General features: G+C 71.7%; 15 protein-coding genes. 10 read left to right on the plus strand and 5 right to left on the minus strand.

The window, feature by feature from the left end:
* The first annotated feature begins 71 nt into the window (after nucleotides 1-71).
* A complete protein-coding gene (gene uvrA, locus BN3788_RS15905) occupies nucleotides 72-2,933 on the plus strand; it encodes an excinuclease ABC subunit UvrA (protein ID WP_066588224.1) in 2,862 nt (953 codons plus the stop codon).
* A 24-nt stretch (nucleotides 2,934-2,957) separates the two neighbouring features.
* Here the strand turns inward: uvrA and BN3788_RS15910 are convergent, their stop codons facing one another.
* Nucleotides 2,958-3,485, minus strand: coding sequence for an OsmC family protein (locus tag BN3788_RS15910; RefSeq protein WP_066588227.1), 528 nt, complete (start codon nucleotides 3,483-3,485; stop codon nucleotides 2,958-2,960).
* A 72-nt stretch (nucleotides 3,486-3,557) separates the two neighbouring features.
* Between BN3788_RS15910 and uvrC the strand changes: the two genes are divergently transcribed.
* The 9 genes from uvrC to BN3788_RS15955 all read left to right on the plus strand — a co-directional run bounded on the left by uvrC (nucleotide 3,558) and on the right by BN3788_RS15955 (nucleotide 12,630).
* Nucleotides 3,558-5,555 (plus strand): excinuclease ABC subunit UvrC, encoded by a 1,998-nt coding sequence (gene uvrC / locus BN3788_RS15915; RefSeq protein ID WP_066589577.1) that lies wholly within the window; start codon nucleotides 3,558-3,560, stop codon nucleotides 5,553-5,555.
* Between the two features lie 22 nt (nucleotides 5,556-5,577).
* Nucleotides 5,578-6,522, plus strand: coding sequence for an RNase adapter RapZ (gene rapZ, locus BN3788_RS15920; RefSeq protein ID WP_066588231.1), 945 nt, complete (start codon nucleotides 5,578-5,580; stop codon nucleotides 6,520-6,522).
* A complete protein-coding gene (locus BN3788_RS15925) occupies nucleotides 6,519-7,499 on the plus strand; it encodes a gluconeogenesis factor YvcK family protein (protein WP_066588234.1) in 981 nt (326 codons plus the stop codon). The genes rapZ and BN3788_RS15925 overlap by 4 nt, the downstream gene beginning before the upstream one ends.
* Nucleotides 7,500-7,518: 19 nt before the next feature.
* Nucleotides 7,519-8,499, plus strand: a complete 981-nt coding sequence (whiA, locus tag BN3788_RS15930; RefSeq protein ID WP_066588237.1) for a DNA-binding protein WhiA — start codon at nucleotides 7,519-7,521, stop codon at nucleotides 8,497-8,499.
* A 197-nt stretch (nucleotides 8,500-8,696) separates the two neighbouring features.
* On the plus strand, nucleotides 8,697-9,704 hold the full coding sequence (gene gap / locus BN3788_RS15935) for a type I glyceraldehyde-3-phosphate dehydrogenase (RefSeq protein ID WP_066588240.1): 1,008 nt from the start codon (nucleotides 8,697-8,699) through the stop codon (nucleotides 9,702-9,704).
* A 129-nt stretch (nucleotides 9,705-9,833) separates the two neighbouring features.
* Complete coding sequence (locus BN3788_RS15940; RefSeq protein WP_066588242.1) at nucleotides 9,834-11,033, plus strand: phosphoglycerate kinase; 1,200 nt, start codon at nucleotides 9,834-9,836, stop codon at nucleotides 11,031-11,033.
* Between the two features lie 3 nt (nucleotides 11,034-11,036).
* Nucleotides 11,037-11,831 (plus strand): triose-phosphate isomerase, encoded by a 795-nt coding sequence (gene tpiA / locus BN3788_RS15945; RefSeq protein WP_066588245.1) that lies wholly within the window; start codon nucleotides 11,037-11,039, stop codon nucleotides 11,829-11,831.
* Nucleotides 11,832-12,024: 193 nt separating this feature from the next.
* Entirely contained in the window at nucleotides 12,025-12,267 is a 243-nt protein-coding gene (gene secG / locus BN3788_RS15950; protein ID WP_082812997.1) for a preprotein translocase subunit SecG, read from the plus strand.
* A 12-nt stretch (nucleotides 12,268-12,279) separates the two neighbouring features.
* Nucleotides 12,280-12,630 carry an RNA polymerase-binding protein RbpA gene (locus BN3788_RS15955; RefSeq protein WP_066588248.1) on the plus strand — a complete coding sequence of 117 codons (351 nt, stop codon included), beginning with the start codon at nucleotides 12,280-12,282 and terminating at the stop codon, nucleotides 12,628-12,630.
* Between the two features lie 79 nt (nucleotides 12,631-12,709).
* Here the strand turns inward: BN3788_RS15955 and pgl are convergent, their stop codons facing one another.
* The 4 genes from pgl to tal are packed head-to-tail and all read right to left on the minus strand — an operon-like array spanning nucleotide 12,710 to nucleotide 17,035.
* Nucleotides 12,710-13,465 carry a 6-phosphogluconolactonase gene (gene pgl, locus BN3788_RS15960; protein ID WP_066588251.1) on the minus strand — a complete coding sequence of 252 codons (756 nt, stop codon included), beginning with the start codon at nucleotides 13,463-13,465 and terminating at the stop codon, nucleotides 12,710-12,712.
* Entirely contained in the window at nucleotides 13,462-14,379 is a 918-nt protein-coding gene (locus BN3788_RS15965; protein WP_066588253.1) for a glucose-6-phosphate dehydrogenase assembly protein OpcA, read from the minus strand. Before BN3788_RS15965 ends, pgl begins: the two co-directional genes overlap by 4 nt.
* The gene (zwf, locus tag BN3788_RS15970; RefSeq protein WP_066588256.1) at nucleotides 14,376-15,917 is read right to left on the minus strand and encodes a glucose-6-phosphate dehydrogenase; all 1,542 of its coding nucleotides are present in this window, start codon (nucleotides 15,915-15,917) and stop codon (nucleotides 14,376-14,378) included. Before zwf ends, BN3788_RS15965 begins: the two co-directional genes overlap by 4 nt.
* Complete coding sequence (gene tal, locus BN3788_RS15975; RefSeq protein ID WP_066588258.1) at nucleotides 15,914-17,035, minus strand: transaldolase; 1,122 nt, start codon at nucleotides 17,033-17,035, stop codon at nucleotides 15,914-15,916. The genes zwf and tal overlap by 4 nt, the downstream gene beginning before the upstream one ends.
* Nucleotide 17,036 lies beyond the last annotated feature (1 nt).

Here is a 17,036-nt window from a genome sequence, read left to right on the forward strand (position 1 = left end):
AGGCGCCAGTGAGATCTGCGCCACAGTTCGAACACCTGTGCGATGTCAGTCGATCGACTTACCATGTCCGGGTGAATGACCGACTGATCGTGCAAGGAGCGCGCGAGCACAACTTGCGCAACGTCGACCTCGATCTTCCCCGTGACTCGCTCATCGTGTTCACGGGGCTGTCCGGGTCGGGCAAGTCGTCTCTCGCGTTCGACACCATCTTCGCGGAGGGGCAGCGGCGGTACGTCGAGTCGCTGTCGGCGTACGCGCGGCAGTTCCTCGGGCAGATGGACAAGCCCGACGTCGACTTCATCGAGGGGCTGTCACCGGCCGTCTCGATCGACCAGAAGTCGACGAACCGCAACCCCCGATCGACCGTCGGCACCATCACCGAGGTCTACGACTACCTGCGCCTGCTGTTCGCGCGCGCGGGCACCCAGTTCTGCCCGGTGTGCGGCGAGCAGGTCACGGCCCAGACGCCGCAGCAGATCGTCGACCGGCTGCTCGAGCTGCCCGAGGGCACGCGCTACCAGGTGCTGGCCCCGGTGGTCCGGGGGCGCAAGGGCGAGTACGCCGACATGTTCAAGGAGCTGCAGTCCAAGGGCTTCGCGCGCGCCCGCGTCGATGGCGAGGTCGTGCAGCTCACCGATCCGCCGACGCTCGAGAAGAAGCTCAAGCACGACATCGAGGTCGTCGTCGACCGGCTGGTGGCCCGTGAGGGCGTCCAGCGCCGGCTCACCGACTCGGTGGAGACTGCCCTGGGCCTCGCCGGCGGCCTGCTCGTGGTCGAGATGGTCGACGCCGACAAGGACGACCCGGAGCGCGAGCGCCGCTTCTCCGAGCACCGGGCGTGCCCCAACGACCACCAGCTCACGCTCGAGGAGATCGAGCCGCGCACGTTCTCCTTCAACGCCCCGTACGGCGCCTGTCCCGAGTGCACGGGCATCGGCTCACGCCTCGAGGTGGACACCGACCTGGTCGTCCCCGACGAGGACCTCTCGCTCGCCGACGGCGCCGTCGCCCCCTGGGCGCAGACGTCCAGCGAGTACTTCACGCGGGTGCTGACCGCGCTCTCGAGCGATCTGGGCTTCTCGATGGACGTCCCGTGGCGGGCGCTGCCCGAGCGGGCCCAGAACGCGGTGCTGTACGGCGAGAACCATGAGGTGCAGGGCCGGTACAAGAACCGCTGGGGCCGCGAGCGGCAGTACTCGACAGGCTTCGAGGGCGCGGGGACCTTCATCGAGCGCCGCCACAAGGAGACCGAGTCGGACTGGAGCAAGGAGCGCTACGAGGCGTACATGCGCGAGGTCCCGTGCCCGGTCTGCCAGGGCGCGCGGCTCAAGCCCGAGGTGCTCGCGGTGCGCGTCGGCGGCCGCTCGATCGCCGACGTCTGCGAGCTGCCGATCCGCGAGGCCCGCGACTTCCTCGACGACCTGCGGCTCGGCGAGCGCGAGCGCGCCATCGCCGTCGAGGTGCTCAAGGAGATCCAGGCCCGGCTGGGCTTCCTGCTCGACGTCGGGCTCGACTACCTGTCGCTGTCCCGCCCCGCCGCGACGCTCTCCGGCGGAGAGGCCCAGCGCATCCGCCTGGCGACCCAGATCGGCTCCGGGCTGGTGGGCGTGCTGTATGTGCTGGACGAGCCGAGCATCGGCCTGCACCAGCGGGACAACCGCCGCCTCATCGAGACCCTGACGCGGCTGCGCGACCTGGGCAACACGCTGATCGTCGTGGAGCACGACGAGGACACGATCCGGGCCTCCGACTGGATCGTCGACATCGGCCCGGGCGCCGGCGAGCACGGCGGCCACGTGGTGCACTCGGGCGACTTCGCGGGACTCCTCGCGTCCCCCGAGTCCATCACCGGCGCCTACCTCTCGGGCAGGCGCGCGATCCCGATGCCCGCCGAGCGCCGCCCGGTCGACCCGGCCCGCCAGGTGACGGTGATCGGCGCGCGGGAGCACAACCTGCGTGGCATCGACGTCTCGTTCCCGCTCGGCACGCTGACGGCCGTCACCGGTGTCTCGGGCTCGGGCAAGTCCACGCTGGTGAACACGATCCTGTACACGGTGCTCGCGAATGAGCTCAACGGCGCCCGCCAGGTCGCCGGCCGGCACAAGCGCATCACCGGGATGGAGAACCTCGACAAGGTCGTGCACGTCGACCAGGGGCCCATCGGGCGCACCCCGCGCTCGAACCCGGCCACGTACACCGGCGTCTGGGACCGCATCCGCAAGCTGTTCGCCGAGACGACCGAGGCGAAGGTCCGGGGCTACACGCCCGGCCGGTTCTCGTTCAACGTCAAGGGCGGGCGCTGCGAGGCGTGCGCGGGCGACGGGACGCTCAAGATCGAGATGAACTTCCTGCCCGATGTGTACGTGCCGTGCGAGGTCTGCCACGGCGCGCGCTACAACCGGGAGACGCTCGAGGTCCGGTACAAGGGCAAGAACGTCGCCGACGTGCTCGACATGCCGATCGAGGAGGCCGCCGAGTTCTTCGCGCCGTTCGCGGCGATCTCGCGCCACCTGAACACCCTCGTCGACGTCGGACTCGGCTACGTGCGGCTCGGACAGCCGGCGCCGACGCTCTCCGGCGGCGAGGCCCAGCGCGTGAAGCTCGCGACCGAGCTGGCGCGGCGCTCGACGGGCCGGACGATCTACGTGCTCGACGAGCCGACCACGGGCCTGCACTTCGAGGACATCCGCAAGCTCCTCGAGGTGCTGCAGTCCCTGGTCGACAAGGGCAACAGCGTCATCGTCATCGAGCACAACCTCGACGTGATCAAGAACGCCGACTGGGTCATCGACATGGGCCCCGAGGGCGGCTCTGGCGGCGGCATGGTCGTCGCCGAGGGCACGCCGGAGCAGGTGGCCGCGAGCGAGGCGAGCCACACCGGCCGGTTCCTGGCCGAGGTGCTCGAGCCCGCGGAGGTCGCGGTCAGCGCCTGACCTCGTGTGACGGCGGGTCGCGGCTCAGGCGCTCGGGGCCGCGACCACCGGCGTCGGCTCCGTGCGCGGGGTGCACGGCTCGCACCGCACCGGGAAGTTCACGGAGCGGGCGATGAAGCAGTGCTCATGAGCGCGCACATGCAGGGCGCCTAGCCGGGCGTCGTCGACAGCGCCGCCGTCCTCGACGCGGCTCCCGGCGGCGACGGTCACGGACGGGCGCAGCACCACCTCGGTGAACTGGCCGTGCCCCGCCGCCTCGACGCGCATCGTGCCGTGCGCGCGGTCGGTGTAGCCCGTGACCACCACGCCGTCCGTGGCGGCCAAGTGCAGGAACCACAGCATGTGGCACTGGGCCAGCGCCGCGACGAGCAGCTCCTCGGGGCTATAGCGGGCCGGGTCGCCGCGGAAGGCGGGGTCGGCCGACCCCGGCAGCGGGGGCTTGGCCCCGATGCGCACGTCGTGGTCACGGCTGTAGGACGTGTAGCCGGTGGTGCCGGAGGCGCCGGCGCCCGTCCAGACGACGTCGGCTGAATAGGTGTGCAGCAGGCCCATCGCGCCACGCTACCGGCGCGGGGCGCCGGGCGGGCCGCGTTCGGGGTCAGGGGCGCGAACTACGCTCGTCACATGGCCGATCCCGCGACCTACCGCCCCTCACCCGGTGAGATCCCCGACTCCCCGGGCGTGTACCGCTTCCGCGACGAGCACGGGCGCGTCATCTACGTCGGCAAGGCGAAGAGCCTGCGCTCCCGGCTCAACAGCTACTTCCAGGACGTCGCGGGCCTGCACCAGCGCACCCAGCAGATGGTCACCACTGCCGCGTCGGTGCAGTGGACGGTGGTGGGCACCGAGGTCGAGGCGCTGGCGCTGGAGTACTCCTGGATCAAGGAGTTCGACCCGCGCTTCAACATCAAGTACCGGGACGACAAGTCCTACCCGTACCTGGCCGTGACCATGTCGGAGGAGTTCCCGCGCGTGCAGGTCATGCGCGGCGCGAAGCGCCCCGGCACGCGCTACTTCGGCCCGTACGGCCACGCCTGGGCGATCCGCGAGACCGTCGACCTGCTGCTCCGCGTCTTCCCGGTGCGCACCTGCTCGGCGGGGGTGTTCAAGCGCGCGCACCAGCAGGGCCGGCCCTGCCTGCTCGGCTACATCGACAAGTGCTCGGCGCCATGCGTCGGCCGCATCTCCCCGGACGACCACAAGGCGCTCGCCCAGGACTTCTGCGATTTCATGGCGGGGGACACCGCGAAGTTCACGCGCCGGCTGACCGCGCGCATGAAGGAGGCCGCCGCCGACCTGGACTTCGAGCGCGCCGCCCGGCTGCGCGACGACATCGCCGCCCTCGAGCGGGCGACGGAGCGCAACGCGGTGGTGCTCCCCGACGGGACGGACGCCGACATCTTCGCGCTCGTCGGCGACGAGCTCGAGGCCGCCGTCCAGGTCTTCCACGTGCGCGACGGGCGCATCCGGGGCCAGCGCGGCTGGGTGGTGGAGAAGGTCGAGGACGCCACCGACGCGGACCTGGTGGAGCACCTGCTGCAGCAGGTGTACGGCGGCGAGGACGAGGCTGCCCGCCTCGAGGGCGAGCGGCGCGGCGACACGCGGGCGGTGCCCCGCGAGGTGCTGGTCCCGGTGCTGCCGCCGGACGTCGAGCAGGTGCAGGCCTGGCTGACCGGGCTGCGCGGCAGCAGGGTCGAGGTCCGGGTGCCGCAGCGCGGTGACAAGAAGGACCTCGCCGAGACGGTGCGCCGCAACGCCGAGCACGCCCTCGCGCTGCACCGCACGCGGCGGGCCGGGGACCTCACGACCCGCAGCCAGGCCTTGCGCGAGATCCAGGAGGCGCTCGAGCTGCCCACCGCCCCACTGCGGATCGAGTGCTACGACGTGTCGCACAACCAGGGCACCTTCCAGTCCGCCTCCATGGTCGTGTTCGAGGACGGCCTGGCGCGCAAGAGCGAGTACCGGCATTTCTCGGTGCGGGGCGCGGAGGGCCAGGGCGCGCGGGACGACACCGAGGCGATGCACGAGGTCATCACGCGCCGGTTCCGCCGCTACCTGGCCGAGCGCACAGCGTCGGGCGACCTGGAGATGGGCGCGGACGAGGACGACGCTCCGCGCTCCGGGCCGATCGACGAGACGACCGGCAAGCCGGTGAGGTTCGCGTACCCGCCGAACCTCGTGGTCGTCGACGGCGGGCCGCCCCAGGTGGCGGCGGCCGCGGCCGCGCTGGCGGAGCTGGGCATCGACGATGTGGCGCTGTGCGGGCTCGCCAAGCGCCTCGAGGAGGTGTGGCTCCCGGGCGAGGAGTACCCGGTCATCCTGCAGCGCAGCTCGGAGGGCCTGTACCTGCTGCAGCGGGTCCGTGACGAGGCGCACCGGTTCGCGATCACGGCCCACCGCAAGCGGCGGAGCAAGGGCATGACAGTGTCCGCGCTCGACTCGGTGCCCGGCCTCGGCCCGGCGCGCTCGGCCGCGCTGCTCAAGCACTTCGGATCGCTCAAGCGGCTGCGCGCCGCCTCGGCGGAGGAGATCGCGTCGGTGCCCGGCATGGGGGAGCGGACGGCCGCCGCTGTGGTCGCGGCGCTCGCCACGCCCTCGCCCGCGGAAGCCACGCTCTCCTGAGCCCGCCTGGCATGCTGGGGCCATGTCAGACGAGCCGTCCCCCATCACGGTGCCAGCCGGCATCCCCGCTCTCGAGGCAGCAGCCGAGGCCCCTCGACTGGAGACCCCTGAGGTCCTGATCATCACCGGCATGTCCGGCGCCGGTCGCACCCGCGCCGCCGCCGTGCTCGAAGACCTCGACTGGTACGTCGTGGACAACCTGCCCGCCCAGATGCTCACGCACCTGGTCGGGCTGATGACCCACGGCGCCGGCGGCGGCCTGCGGCAGCGGCTCGCCGCCGTCGTGGACGTGCGCGGGCGCGAGTTCTTCGCCGACCTCGAGCAGGTGCTGTCCGGGCTCGGCGAGTCGGGCATCGAGTACCGTGTGCTGTTCCTGGACGCCTCCGACGAGGTGCTGGTCCGCCGGTACGAGCAGGTGCGCCGCCCGCACCCGTTGCAGGGCGACGGCCGCATCCTGGACGGCATCGGGGCGGAGCGCGCGATGCTGCGCAGCACCCGCGAGCGGGCCGACATGCTCATCGACACTTCGGACCTCAACGTCCACGACCTGGCCCGCGAGGTCCGGGCGGCGGTGGCGGGCGGCAGCTCGGACGCCCTGCGCGTCAACGTGGTCTCGTTCGGCTTCAAGTACGGCCTCCCGCTCGACGCCGACCACGTCGTCGACGTCCGGTTCCTGGCCAACCCGTACTGGATCACCGAGCTGCGCCACCTGTCGGGGCGCGACGCCCCGGTGCGCGACTACGTGCTCGGCCTCCCGGGCGCGCAGACGTTCGTCGAGCGCTACGTGGACGCCCTGGAGCCCGCGCTCGCCGGGTACGTGCAGGAGGAGAAGCGGTACCTGACGATCGCCGTCGGGTGCACGGGCGGCAAGCACCGCTCGGTGGCGATCAGCGAGGCGATCGCGGCGCGGCTGCGTGATCGAGGAGCCCGCGTGACGGTCTCGGCGCGGGACCTCGGCAAGGAATGAGCGCGCTCGCCGGCGGCGCCCCCGCGTTCGTCGCCCTCGGCGGGGGTCATGGCCTGTCCGCGACGCTCTCGGCGTTGCGGCTCATGTCGGATCAGCTCACGGCGGTGGTGACCGTCGCGGACGACGGGGGCTCGTCCGGGCGGTTGCGCGACGAGCTGGGCGTGCTGCCGCCCGGCGACCTGCGGATGGCCCTGGCGGCGCTGTGCGACGACTCCGAGTGGGGCAGGACGTGGCGGGACGTGCTGCAGCACCGCTTCTCCTCGTCGGGGGACCTCGACCGCCACGCGGTCGGCAACCTGCTGATCGTGGCGCTGTGGGAGCTGCTGGGGGACACCGTCGAGGGGCTCGACTGGGTGGCCAAGCTGCTCGGGGCCCGCGGCCGGGTGCTGCCCATGGCCGCGGTGCCGCTGGAGATCGAGGCGGATGTCGACCGGGGCGACGGCGTGACGTGCGTGGTCCGCGGGCAGAGCGCGGTGGCGGTGGTGGGCGAGCGCATCACCCAGCTCCGCCTGGTGCCCGAGGCGCCCCCGGCCTGCCCTGAGGCGGTCGCCGCCGTCGAGGCCGCGGACTGGGTGGTGCTCGGGCCCGGGTCGTGGTTCACCTCGGTGCTGCCGCATCTGCTGGTCCCCGACCTGGCCGCCGCGCTGCACCGCACCACCGCCCGGCGGGTCGTGGTCCTCAACCTCGAGCCGGACGCCGGCGAGACCGACGGCATGCGCGCCGAGGACCACATCGACGTGCTCCGCCAGCACGCTCCCGACCTCCGCGTCGACGCCGTGGTGGCCGATCCGGGGGCCGTGGAGGATGTGTCGGTGCTGGTCGAGCGGACCCGCGCGATCGGCGCCCGGTTGCTGCTCCGACAGGTCGGAAGCAGCGATGGATCCGCGCGTCATGACCCGTTGCGCCTGGCTGCGGCGCTGCGCGACGTGGTGGACGGGTTTCTCGGAGACGTGGGGACGCGTACTGCGGACGCGTAGGAAATGGCAGGATGACGCCATGGCGCTGACGGCACAGGTGAAAGATGAGCTCGCACGGCTCCAGGTCGACAAGACGTCCTGCCGCAAGGCAGAGGTCTCGGCGATGCTGCGGTTCGCGGGCGGGCTGCACATCATCTCGGGGCGCATCGTCATCGAGGCCGAGCTGGACACGGGCATCGCGGCCCGGCGGCTGCGGCTGGCGATCGCGGAGGTCTACGGGCACGGGAGCGACGTGATCGTCGTCTCAGGCGGGGGCCTGCGACGCGGGAGCCGCTACGTGGTGCGGGTGGTCAAGGACGGGGAGTCGCTGGCCCGCCAGACGGGCCTGCTGGACAACCGGGGCCGCCCGGTGCGCGGACTGCCCCCGCAGGTCGTCTCGGCGGGCGTCGGGGAGGCCGAGGCGGCGTGGCGCGGGGCGTTCCTGGCCCATGGCTCGCTCACCGAGCCTGGCCGCTCCTCCGCGCTCGAGGTGACCTGCCCGGGGCCGGAGGCGGCGCTGGCGCTGGTGGGCGCGGCCCGCCGGCTCGGCATCGCGGCCAAGGCCCGCGAGGTGCGCGGCGTGGACCGCGTCGTGATCCGCGACGGCGACTCGATCAGCGCGATGCTGGCCCGGCTGGGCGCCCACGACACGATGCTGGTCTGGGAGGAGCGGCGCGTGCGCCGCGAGGTGCGGGGCACCGCGAACCGGCTTGCGAACTTCGACGACGCGAACCTGCGCCGCTCGGCCCGGGCGGCTGTGGCGGCGGGCGCGCGGGTCGAGCGCGCTTTCGAGATCCTGGGCGCTGACCTGCCCGAACACCTCCGCGAGGCCGGGGAGCTGCGCCTGGCGCACAAAGAGGCCTCGCTCGAGGAGCTGGGCAAGCTGGCGGACCCGGTGCTCACCAAGGACGCCGTCGCGGGGCGCATACGGCGGCTGCTGGCGACCGCGGACAAGCGCGCCGTGGAGCTCGGCATCCCCGACACCGAAGCCGGCCTCAGCCCCGAGCTGTTGGACCTCTGAGCGACGTCTCACGTAGACCAAGGTCCCGGCGTGATGCCGGTCACGGGTATAGGCTCGGGTCATCCGGTGGCCGGGGGAGGGCCAAGGGGGAGCACGACTCTTCCTCGCAGGACACCGGTGGCGCACATCGGCGTGCGTGTCAGTCAATCACCGTAAATGTGTGCGCCGACCTTCGTCGGCGCTGCCGAGGAGGGCAAGTGACCATCCGCGTCGGTATCAACGGCTTCGGCCGCATCGGACGTAACTTCTACCGGGCCATCCTGGCGTCCGGGGCGGACATCGACGTTGTCGCTGTCAACGACCTCACGGACAACAAGACCCTGGCGCACCTGCTGAAGTACGACTCCGTCCTGGGTCGCCTCCCCGCCGAGGTCACCTTCGACGAGTCGTCGATCATCGTGGACGGCAAGGCCATCCGCGCCCTCGAGGAGCGCGACCCCGCGCTGCTGCCGTGGGCCGAGCTGGGCGTCGACATCGTCATCGAGTCGACCGGCTTCTTCACTGACGCGACCAAGGCGAAGGCTCACCTCGACGCCGGCGCCAAGAAGGTCATCATCTCGGCTCCGGCCAAGAACGAGGACGGCACGTTCGTCATCGGCGTCAACGAGCAGGACTACGACGCTGCCACGCAGCACATCATCTCGAACGCGTCCTGCACGACGAACTGCCTGGCGCCGCTCGCGAAGGTGCTCGACGAGGCCTTCGGCATCGAGCGTGGTCTCATGACCACGATCCACGCCTACACGGGCGACCAGAACCTGCAGGACGGCCCGCACCGCGACCTGCGTCGCGCGCGTGCCGCTGCGGTCAACATCGTCCCGACCTCGACCGGCGCCGCGAAGGCTGTCGCCCTCGTGCTCCCGCAGCTCAAGGGCAAGCTCGACGGCTACGCGCTGCGCGTCCCGGTCCCGACCGGCTCTGCCACGGACCTGACGTTCACGGCTGGCCGCGAGGTCACCGCCGCCGAGGTCAACGCCGCGGTCAAGGCCGCCTCGGAGACCGACGCGCTCAAGGGCGTCCTGGTCTACACCGAGGACGAGATCGTGTCGTCGGACATCGTCACCGACCCGGCCTCGAGCATCTTCGACTCGAAGCTCACCAAGGTGATCGGCGACCAGGTCAAGGTCGTCGCCTGGTACGACAACGAGTGGGGCTACTCGAACCGTCTCGTGGACCTCACGGTCTACGTCGGCGAGCGTCTCTGATCGTCGACCTGACGTAGCACGACCATGCGTCCGCGTGCGCGCCGCGGCCTTCGGGTCCGGGCGCGCACGCGGACGCTGTCATGTGTGGCGGGTCGCCCCGCGCGACCCCTGTGAGGAAATGAGAACGCCATGAAGACCATCGAGGACCTCGGGGACCTGCGGGGCAAGACCGTTCTGGTCCGCTCCGACTTCAACGTGCCGCTCGACGGCACGACCATCACCGACGACGGGCGCATCCGCGCGGCGCTGCCGACGCTGACGACCCTGCTCGACAAGGGCGCGCGCGTCGTCGTCGCCGCGCACCTGGGCCGCCCCAAGGGCGCCCCGGACGCGAAGTACTCCCTGGCGCCTGTCGCGGCCCGCCTGAGCGAGCTGCTCGGCAAGCCCGTCGCCCTCGCCGAGGACACCGTCGGCGACTCCGCCAAGGCGACTGTCGCGGCGCTGCAGGACGGCCAGATCGCCCTGCTCGAGAACATCCGCTTCGACGCGCGTGAGACCTCCAAGGTCGACGCCGAGCGCGAGTCGCTCGCCGAGGACCTCGCGGCGCTGGCCGACGCGTTCGTCTCCGACGGCTTCGGCGTGGTGCACCGCAAGCAGGCGTCGGTGTACGACGTCGCGAAGAAGCTGCCCAGCGCTGTGGGCCTGCTCGTCCTCAAGGAGGTCGAGTCCCTGAAGAAGGCGACCGAGAACCCGGAGCGCCCGTACGTCGTGGTGCTCGGCGGCTCGAAGGTCTCCGACAAGCTCGGCGTCATCGACAACCTCATCACCAAGGCCGACCGCATCCTCATCGGCGGCGGCATGGTCTTCACGTTCCTCGCCGCCAAGGGCTACTCGGTGGGCGCCTCGCTGCTCGAGGCCGACCAGATCGAGACCGTCAAGGGCTACCTGGCCAAGGCCGAGGAGCGCGGCGTCGAGATCGTGCTGCCCACGGACATCGTGGTGGCCGACGCGTTCGCTGCGGACTCCCCGCACGAGGACGTCGCCGCCGACGCGATCCCCGACGGCAAGATCGGCCTGGACATCGGCCCCGACTCGCGCGACCTGTTCCGCTCGAAGATCCTCGACGCGAAGACCGTCGTGTGGAACGGCCCGGCGGGCGTGTTCGAGTTCGAGGCGTTCTCGAAGGGCACCCGCGCCGTCGCGCAGGCGCTCGTCGAGGCCGCGCAGAACGGTGCGTTCACCATCGTCGGCGGCGGCGACTCGGCTGCGGCCGTGCGCGTCCTGGGCTTCGACGAGGCCGGCTTCGGCCACATCTCCACGGGTGGCGGCGCCAGCCTGGAGTTCCTCGAGGGCAAGTCCCTCCCCGGCATCGCAGTTCTGGAGGGCTGAGCCATGACAACCCGCATCCCGCTCATCGCGGGCAACTGGAAGATGAACCTCGATCACAACGAGGCCATCCACCTGGTGCAGAAGCTGGCCTGGACGCTCAAGGACGGCAAGTTCGACTACGCCACGACCGAGGTCGTCGTGCTGCCGTCGTTCACGTCGATCCGCTCCGTGCAGACGCTCGTGGACGCCGACAAGCTCGAGCTCGGCTACGGCGCGCAGGACATCTCGCAGCACGCCAGCGGCGCGTACACCGGCGAGGTCTCGGCGGCGCAGCTCTCCAAGCTCGGCGTCACGTACGTGACTGTCGGCCACTCGGAGCGTCGTGAGTACCACCACGAGACGGACACGATCGTCGCGGCCAAGGCCGTCGCGGCCTTCGGCGCGGGCATCGTCCCGATCGTGTGCGTCGGCGAGGGCCTGGACATCCGCAAGGCTGGCGAGCAGGTTCCGTACACGCTGACCCAGCTCGAGGGCTCGCTGGCGGGCATCACCGCCGAGCAGGCCGCGAAGGTCGTCATCGCGTACGAGCCCGTCTGGGCCATCGGCACCGGCGAGGTGGCCACCCCGGAGGACGCGCAGGAGGTCTGCGGCGCGATCCGCGGCAAGCTGGCCGAGCTGTACGGCCAGGAGGTCGCCGACGCCGTGCGCGTGCTGTACGGCGGCTCGGTGAAGTCGGGCAACGTGGCCTCGATCATGGCCAAGCCCGACGTCGACGGCGCGCTCGTCGGCGGCGCGAGCCTCGACGCCGAGGAGTTCGCGAAGATCGCGCGCTTCCAGGCGCACGAGGTCGGTCTCTGACCGTCTAGCGCACCACCCCTGGTGGGCGTGCGGGCCACTTCCGGCTCGCGCGCCCACCGGCAGGTCGGCGGCGCGCGCACTCGTTCGCCCGGATGTTGGCGAACATGGTGTGCCGTCGCCTAGGCTGGATCGCCTAGTCTTGACGCGATCACCTCTCGGTGACGCCCCGCACGAGTGAGGACAGACCCCCGACGTGGACGCCCTGCGCATCACCCTCCAGGTCCTGCTGGTGCTCTCCAGCTTCCTGATGATCCCCTTGGTCCTGCTGCACAAGGGTCGAGGCGGCGGTCTGTCCGACATGTTCGGCGGCGGCATCACCTCGAGCGCGGGCAGCTCCGGCGTCGCCGAGCGGAACCTCAACCGCATCACGGTGACCGTGGCGATCCTGTGGGCCGTCATCATCGTCTTGCTGGGCCTGATCCAGCGCGTGGGTTGAGGGGGGAACTCGATGGCGAGTGGGAGTGCGATCCGCGGATCGCGAGTCGGCGCCGGCCCGATGGGCGAGGCCGAGCGGGGCGACAGCGCGCCGCGTGTGTGGATCTCTTACTGGTGCGCGAACGGTCACGAGACGCGCCCCAGCTTCGCCGAGGAGGCCGCCGAGGAGGCGCCTGTCACCTGGGACTGCCCCCGCTGCGGATTCCCTGGCGGCCAGGACCAGGAGAACCCTCCTGCGCCCTCGCGCAACGAGCCGTACAAGACGCACCTCGCGTACGTGAAGGAGCGTCGTTCTGACGAGGACGGCGAGGCGATACTCGACGAGGCGCTGGCCGCCCTGCGCGCCCGCCGCGGACGCCGCTGAGCGCACCGCACCACGCAGCAGAAGAGCGCCCGACCCGATGGGGGTCGGGCGCTCTTCTCATGCGCGCCAGGCGGCGGGGTCAGTCGGCCGCCACGGTCCCGGCGGCAGCGGCGTCGATCAGCCACAGGGTCCGCTCCTGGCCCTGTGCGCCCCCTGCGGGTGTCTGGTCCACCGGGGCGCCTGAGAGCGCCAGGGCGACGGCCTCGGCCTTCTCCGGGCCGGCCGCGACGACCCAGACCTCACGGGCGGCGTGGATCGCATCGAAGGTCAGCGAGATGCGCTCCGCTGGCGGCTTGGGGGAGCCGTGCACGCCGACGGTGGCGACGCCGGAGGCCTCGAGCGCCGAATGCCCGGGGAAGAGCGACGCGACGTGGCCGTCGGGTCCCATGCCGAGGAGCAGCACGTCGAACGCGGGGACGTCGGCGCCGGAGGGCGCCCACCGGGCGAGCTCGTCGGCGTACAGTGCCGCCGACTGCTCCGGGGTGGCAACCTCGGCGCTGGGCGCGGGGACCGCGTGCACGTGGGCCGCGGGGAGCACGTCGCCGAGCGAGCGCAGCAGCGCGTCGTGCGCCTGGGTCTCGTTGCGATCCGAGTCGCCGTCGGGCAGGAACCGCTCGTCGCCCCACCACACGTGCACCTGCGACCAGTCCACGGCAGTGCGGACGGGGTGGCTGGCGACGGCGGCGAGCGTGGCGATGCCGACGGTGCCGCCGGTGAGCACCACGTGCACCGGGCTGCGCTGCGACTGGACGTCGAGGATCCGGGTCAGGAGCCGCGCCGCCGTCGCCTCGGCGAGGATGGCGGCGTCCGGGTGGACGACCACGAGGCGGTTCATGACTCGATCCTCAGGAGGCCCTTGCGGAGCACCTCGCCGTAGACCTCGTCGGGGTCGAGCCTGCGCAGCTCCTCGGAGAGGCACTCGCGCAACTGCCGTATCGGCAGCGCGATGCGGTGCTCAGGCTGGCCCGGCTGCGAGAGGGCAGCGGTCTTGCCGTCCGGCCGGTCGAGGACGATGGGGCCGCTCTTGCGCTCCAGGCGCACCTGGGTGATCGCAGGGGCGCCCGCGACGCGCTCGACGTCGACGGGGCATCGCAGCGCCTCGGCAAGCCACGCGGCCATGAGGTCCACCGACGGGTGGGTGCTCTCCCCGACGACAAGTGCGCGTTGCACCTCCTCGTAGGGCGGCTGGTCGAGCGTCGCGGCGATGAGCCCGCGCCACAGTGTCGTGCGGGTCCAGGCGAGGTCCGAGTCACCGTCCGAGTACACCGACGCGAGGTGGCGCAGCGCGTCCGACGGGACGGCGGAGCTGACGGAGTCGGTGATGCGGCGCTGCGCCATCTTGCCGACGGGGTGCTCCGCGGGATTCTCGGGCACCTCGTACGGCCACCACACGACGATCGGCGCGTCGGGCAGGAGCAGCGGGATGACGAGCGTGTCCGCGTGACGGCACAGTGCCCCGGCGGCACGCAGCAGGATCACCTCGCTGGCGCCCGCGTCGCCGCCCAGGCGGATCTGCGCGTCGAGCGAGGCGGGCGCGTCGCCGGGCTGGTCGAGGAGCACGATGATGCGGCACGGGTGCTCGCGGCTGGCCTGATTGGCCGCGGCGATCGACTCCTCGGGGTCGTGCCCCGCGGCGTCGATGATGAGCGTGAGCACGCGCCCCAGGGCCACGGCGCCGCCCTCGTCACGAGCCTTCACCAGGCGCTTGTTGATCGCCCGGGTGGTGGTGCCGGGAAGGTCGATGATCACGGGATCCTCCAGGCGCGGCCGTCGCGGGCCATCATCTCGTCAGCGGACGCCGGGCCCCACGTGCCAGAGCGGTACGGGTCGGGCTTGCCGTGGGTGGCCCAGTACTCGGTGATCGGGTCCAGGATCTTCCAGGACAGCTCGACCTCCTCGTGGCGGGGGAAGAGCGGCGGGTCGCCCAGCAGCACGTCGAGGATGAGCCGCTCGTAGGCCTCCGGCGAGGACTCGGTGAACGCGTGGCCGTAGCCGAAGTCCATTGTGACGTCGCGGACCTCCATGGCCGTTCCGGGCACCTTGGCGCCGAAGCGCAGGGTGACGCCCTCGTCGGGCTGCACGCGGATGACCAGGGCGTTCTTGCCGAGCTCCTCGGTGGCCGTGGACTCGAACGGCAGGTGCGGGGCCTTCTTGAAGACCACGGCGATCTCGGTGACGCGGCGGCCGAGCCGCTTGCCGGTGCGCAGGTAGAACGGCACCCCGGCCCAGCGGCGGGTGTCGATGTCGACGCGGATCGCGGCGAACGTCTCGGTCGTCGAGCCGGGGTTGAAGCCCTCTTCCTCGGTGTACCCGGCGACCTTCTCGCCGCCCTGCCAGCCCGCGGAGTACTGACCGCGCGAGGTGTGCTTGCCCAGGTCCTTCGGCAGGCGCACCGCTGAGAGGACCTTGGTCTTCTCAGCGCGCAGGCCCTCCGCGTCGAAGGAGACGGGCTCCTCCATCGCGGTCAGCGCGAGGAGCTGCAGCAGGTGGTTCTGGATGACGTCGCGCGCGGCGCCGATGCCGTCGTAGTAGCCGGCGCGGCCCCCGATGCCGATGTCCTCGGCCATCGTGATCTGCACGTGGTCGACGTAGTTGGCGTTCCAGATCGGCTCGAAGAGCTGGTTCGCGAACCGCAGGGCGAGGATGTTCTGGACCGTCTCCTTACCGAGATAGTGGTCGATGCGGAACACGTCATCGGGCCGGAAGACCTCGGAGACCACGGCGTTGAGCTCGCGCGCGCTCTCCAGGTCGTGGCCGAAGGGCTTCTCGATGACGACCCGGCGCCAGGTGCCCTCGCGGGGCTGGGACAACCCGGATCGCGCGAGCTGGCGGCACACCACCGGGAAGGAGCTCGGGGGCACCGACAGGTAGAACGCGTGGTTCCCCTCGGTGCCGCGCACCTCGTCGAGCTCGTGCACGGTGTCGCTGAGCCGGTCGAAGGCCGCGTCGTCGTCGAAGGAGCCCTCCACGAAGCGGATGCCCTCCGCGAGCTGGCGCCATGTCGCCTCACGGAACGGGGTGCGCGCGTGCTCCTTGACGGAGTCGTGCACTATCTCGGCGAACTGCCGCGTGTCCCAGTCGCGGCGCGCGAAGCCGGTGAGCGCGAAGCCGGGCGGCAGGAGGCCGCGGTTGGTGAGGTCGTAGACCGCCGGCATGAGCTTCTTGCGCGCGAGGTCGCCGGTGACGCCGAAGATCACCAGGCCGGAGGGGCCGGCGATCCGGGGCAGCCGCCGGTCGCGCGGGTCCCGCAGTGGGTTGTGCTCGGCGGTGACGTCGGCCGGGCTCACCGAGCCACCTGGCCGAGGCCGGTGGAGACGGTGGCCAGGAGCTGGTCCCAGCTCGCCACGAACTTCTGGACGCCCTCGACCTCGAGCTGTGCGGTCACCTCGTCGAGGTCGACGCCCAGCGCGGCGAGGTCCGAGACGACCTGGGCGGAGGCCTGCTGCGAGCCGGACACGGTGTCCCCGGCCACCTCGCCGTGGTCGGCGAAGGCGAGCAGCGTGGCCTCGGGCATCGTGTTGACGACCCCCGCGACCACGAGCTCCGACACGTAGAGCGTGTCGGGGTAGGCCGGGTCCTTGACGCCGGTGGAGGCCCACAGCGGGCGCTGCGGGTGGGCGCCGCGCTCGGCGAGGCCCTGCCACCGGTCGCCCGCGACGACCTCCTCGTACAGCCCGAACGCCAGGCGGGCGTTCGCGATCGCCGCCTTGCCCCGCAGCGCGGCGGCCTCGGGCGTGCCGAGGGCGTCGAGCCGCGGGTCGATGGCGGCGTCCACGCGGGAGACGAAGAACGACGCGACCGAGCCGATCGTGCGCAGGTCGTAGCCGTTGTCGTGGGCGCGCTCGAGGCCTTCGAGGAACGCGTCCAGGACGGCCGCGTAGCGCTCGAGCGAGAAGATCAGCGTCACGTTGACGCTGATCCCCTCGGCGAGCACCGCGGTGATCGCCGGCAGGCCCTCGAGGGTCGCCGGGATCTTGATGAAGACGTTGGGGCGGTCGACGGCAGCCCAGAGGGCCTTCGCCGAGTCGATCGTGCCCCGGGTGTCATGCGCGAGGCGGGGATCCACCTCGATCGAGACCCGACCGTCGACGCAGTCCGTCGCGTCGTACACGGGACGCAGCACGTCGGCCGCCTCCCGCACGTCGTCGGTCGTGATCGCGAACACTGCCGCGTCGATGTCGGCGCCGGCGGACGCGAGCTCACCGAGCTGCGCGTCGTAGGCGTCGCCCTTCGCGAGCGCGCTCGCGAAGATCGACGGGTTGGTCGTGACCCCGACGACGTGGAGGTCGGCGACGAGCCCCGCCAGGTTGCCCGTGCGGAGCCGCTCGCGCGACAGGTCGTCGAGCCACACCGCCACGCCGGCCCTGCTGAGCCGGTCGAGCGGGTTGGTGGTGGCCTCGGTCATG

The sequence above is a fragment of the Cellulomonas timonensis genome, assembly GCF_900046455.1.
Taxonomy (GTDB): Bacteria; Actinomycetota; Actinomycetes; order Actinomycetales; family Cellulomonadaceae; genus Cellulomonas_A; species Cellulomonas_A timonensis.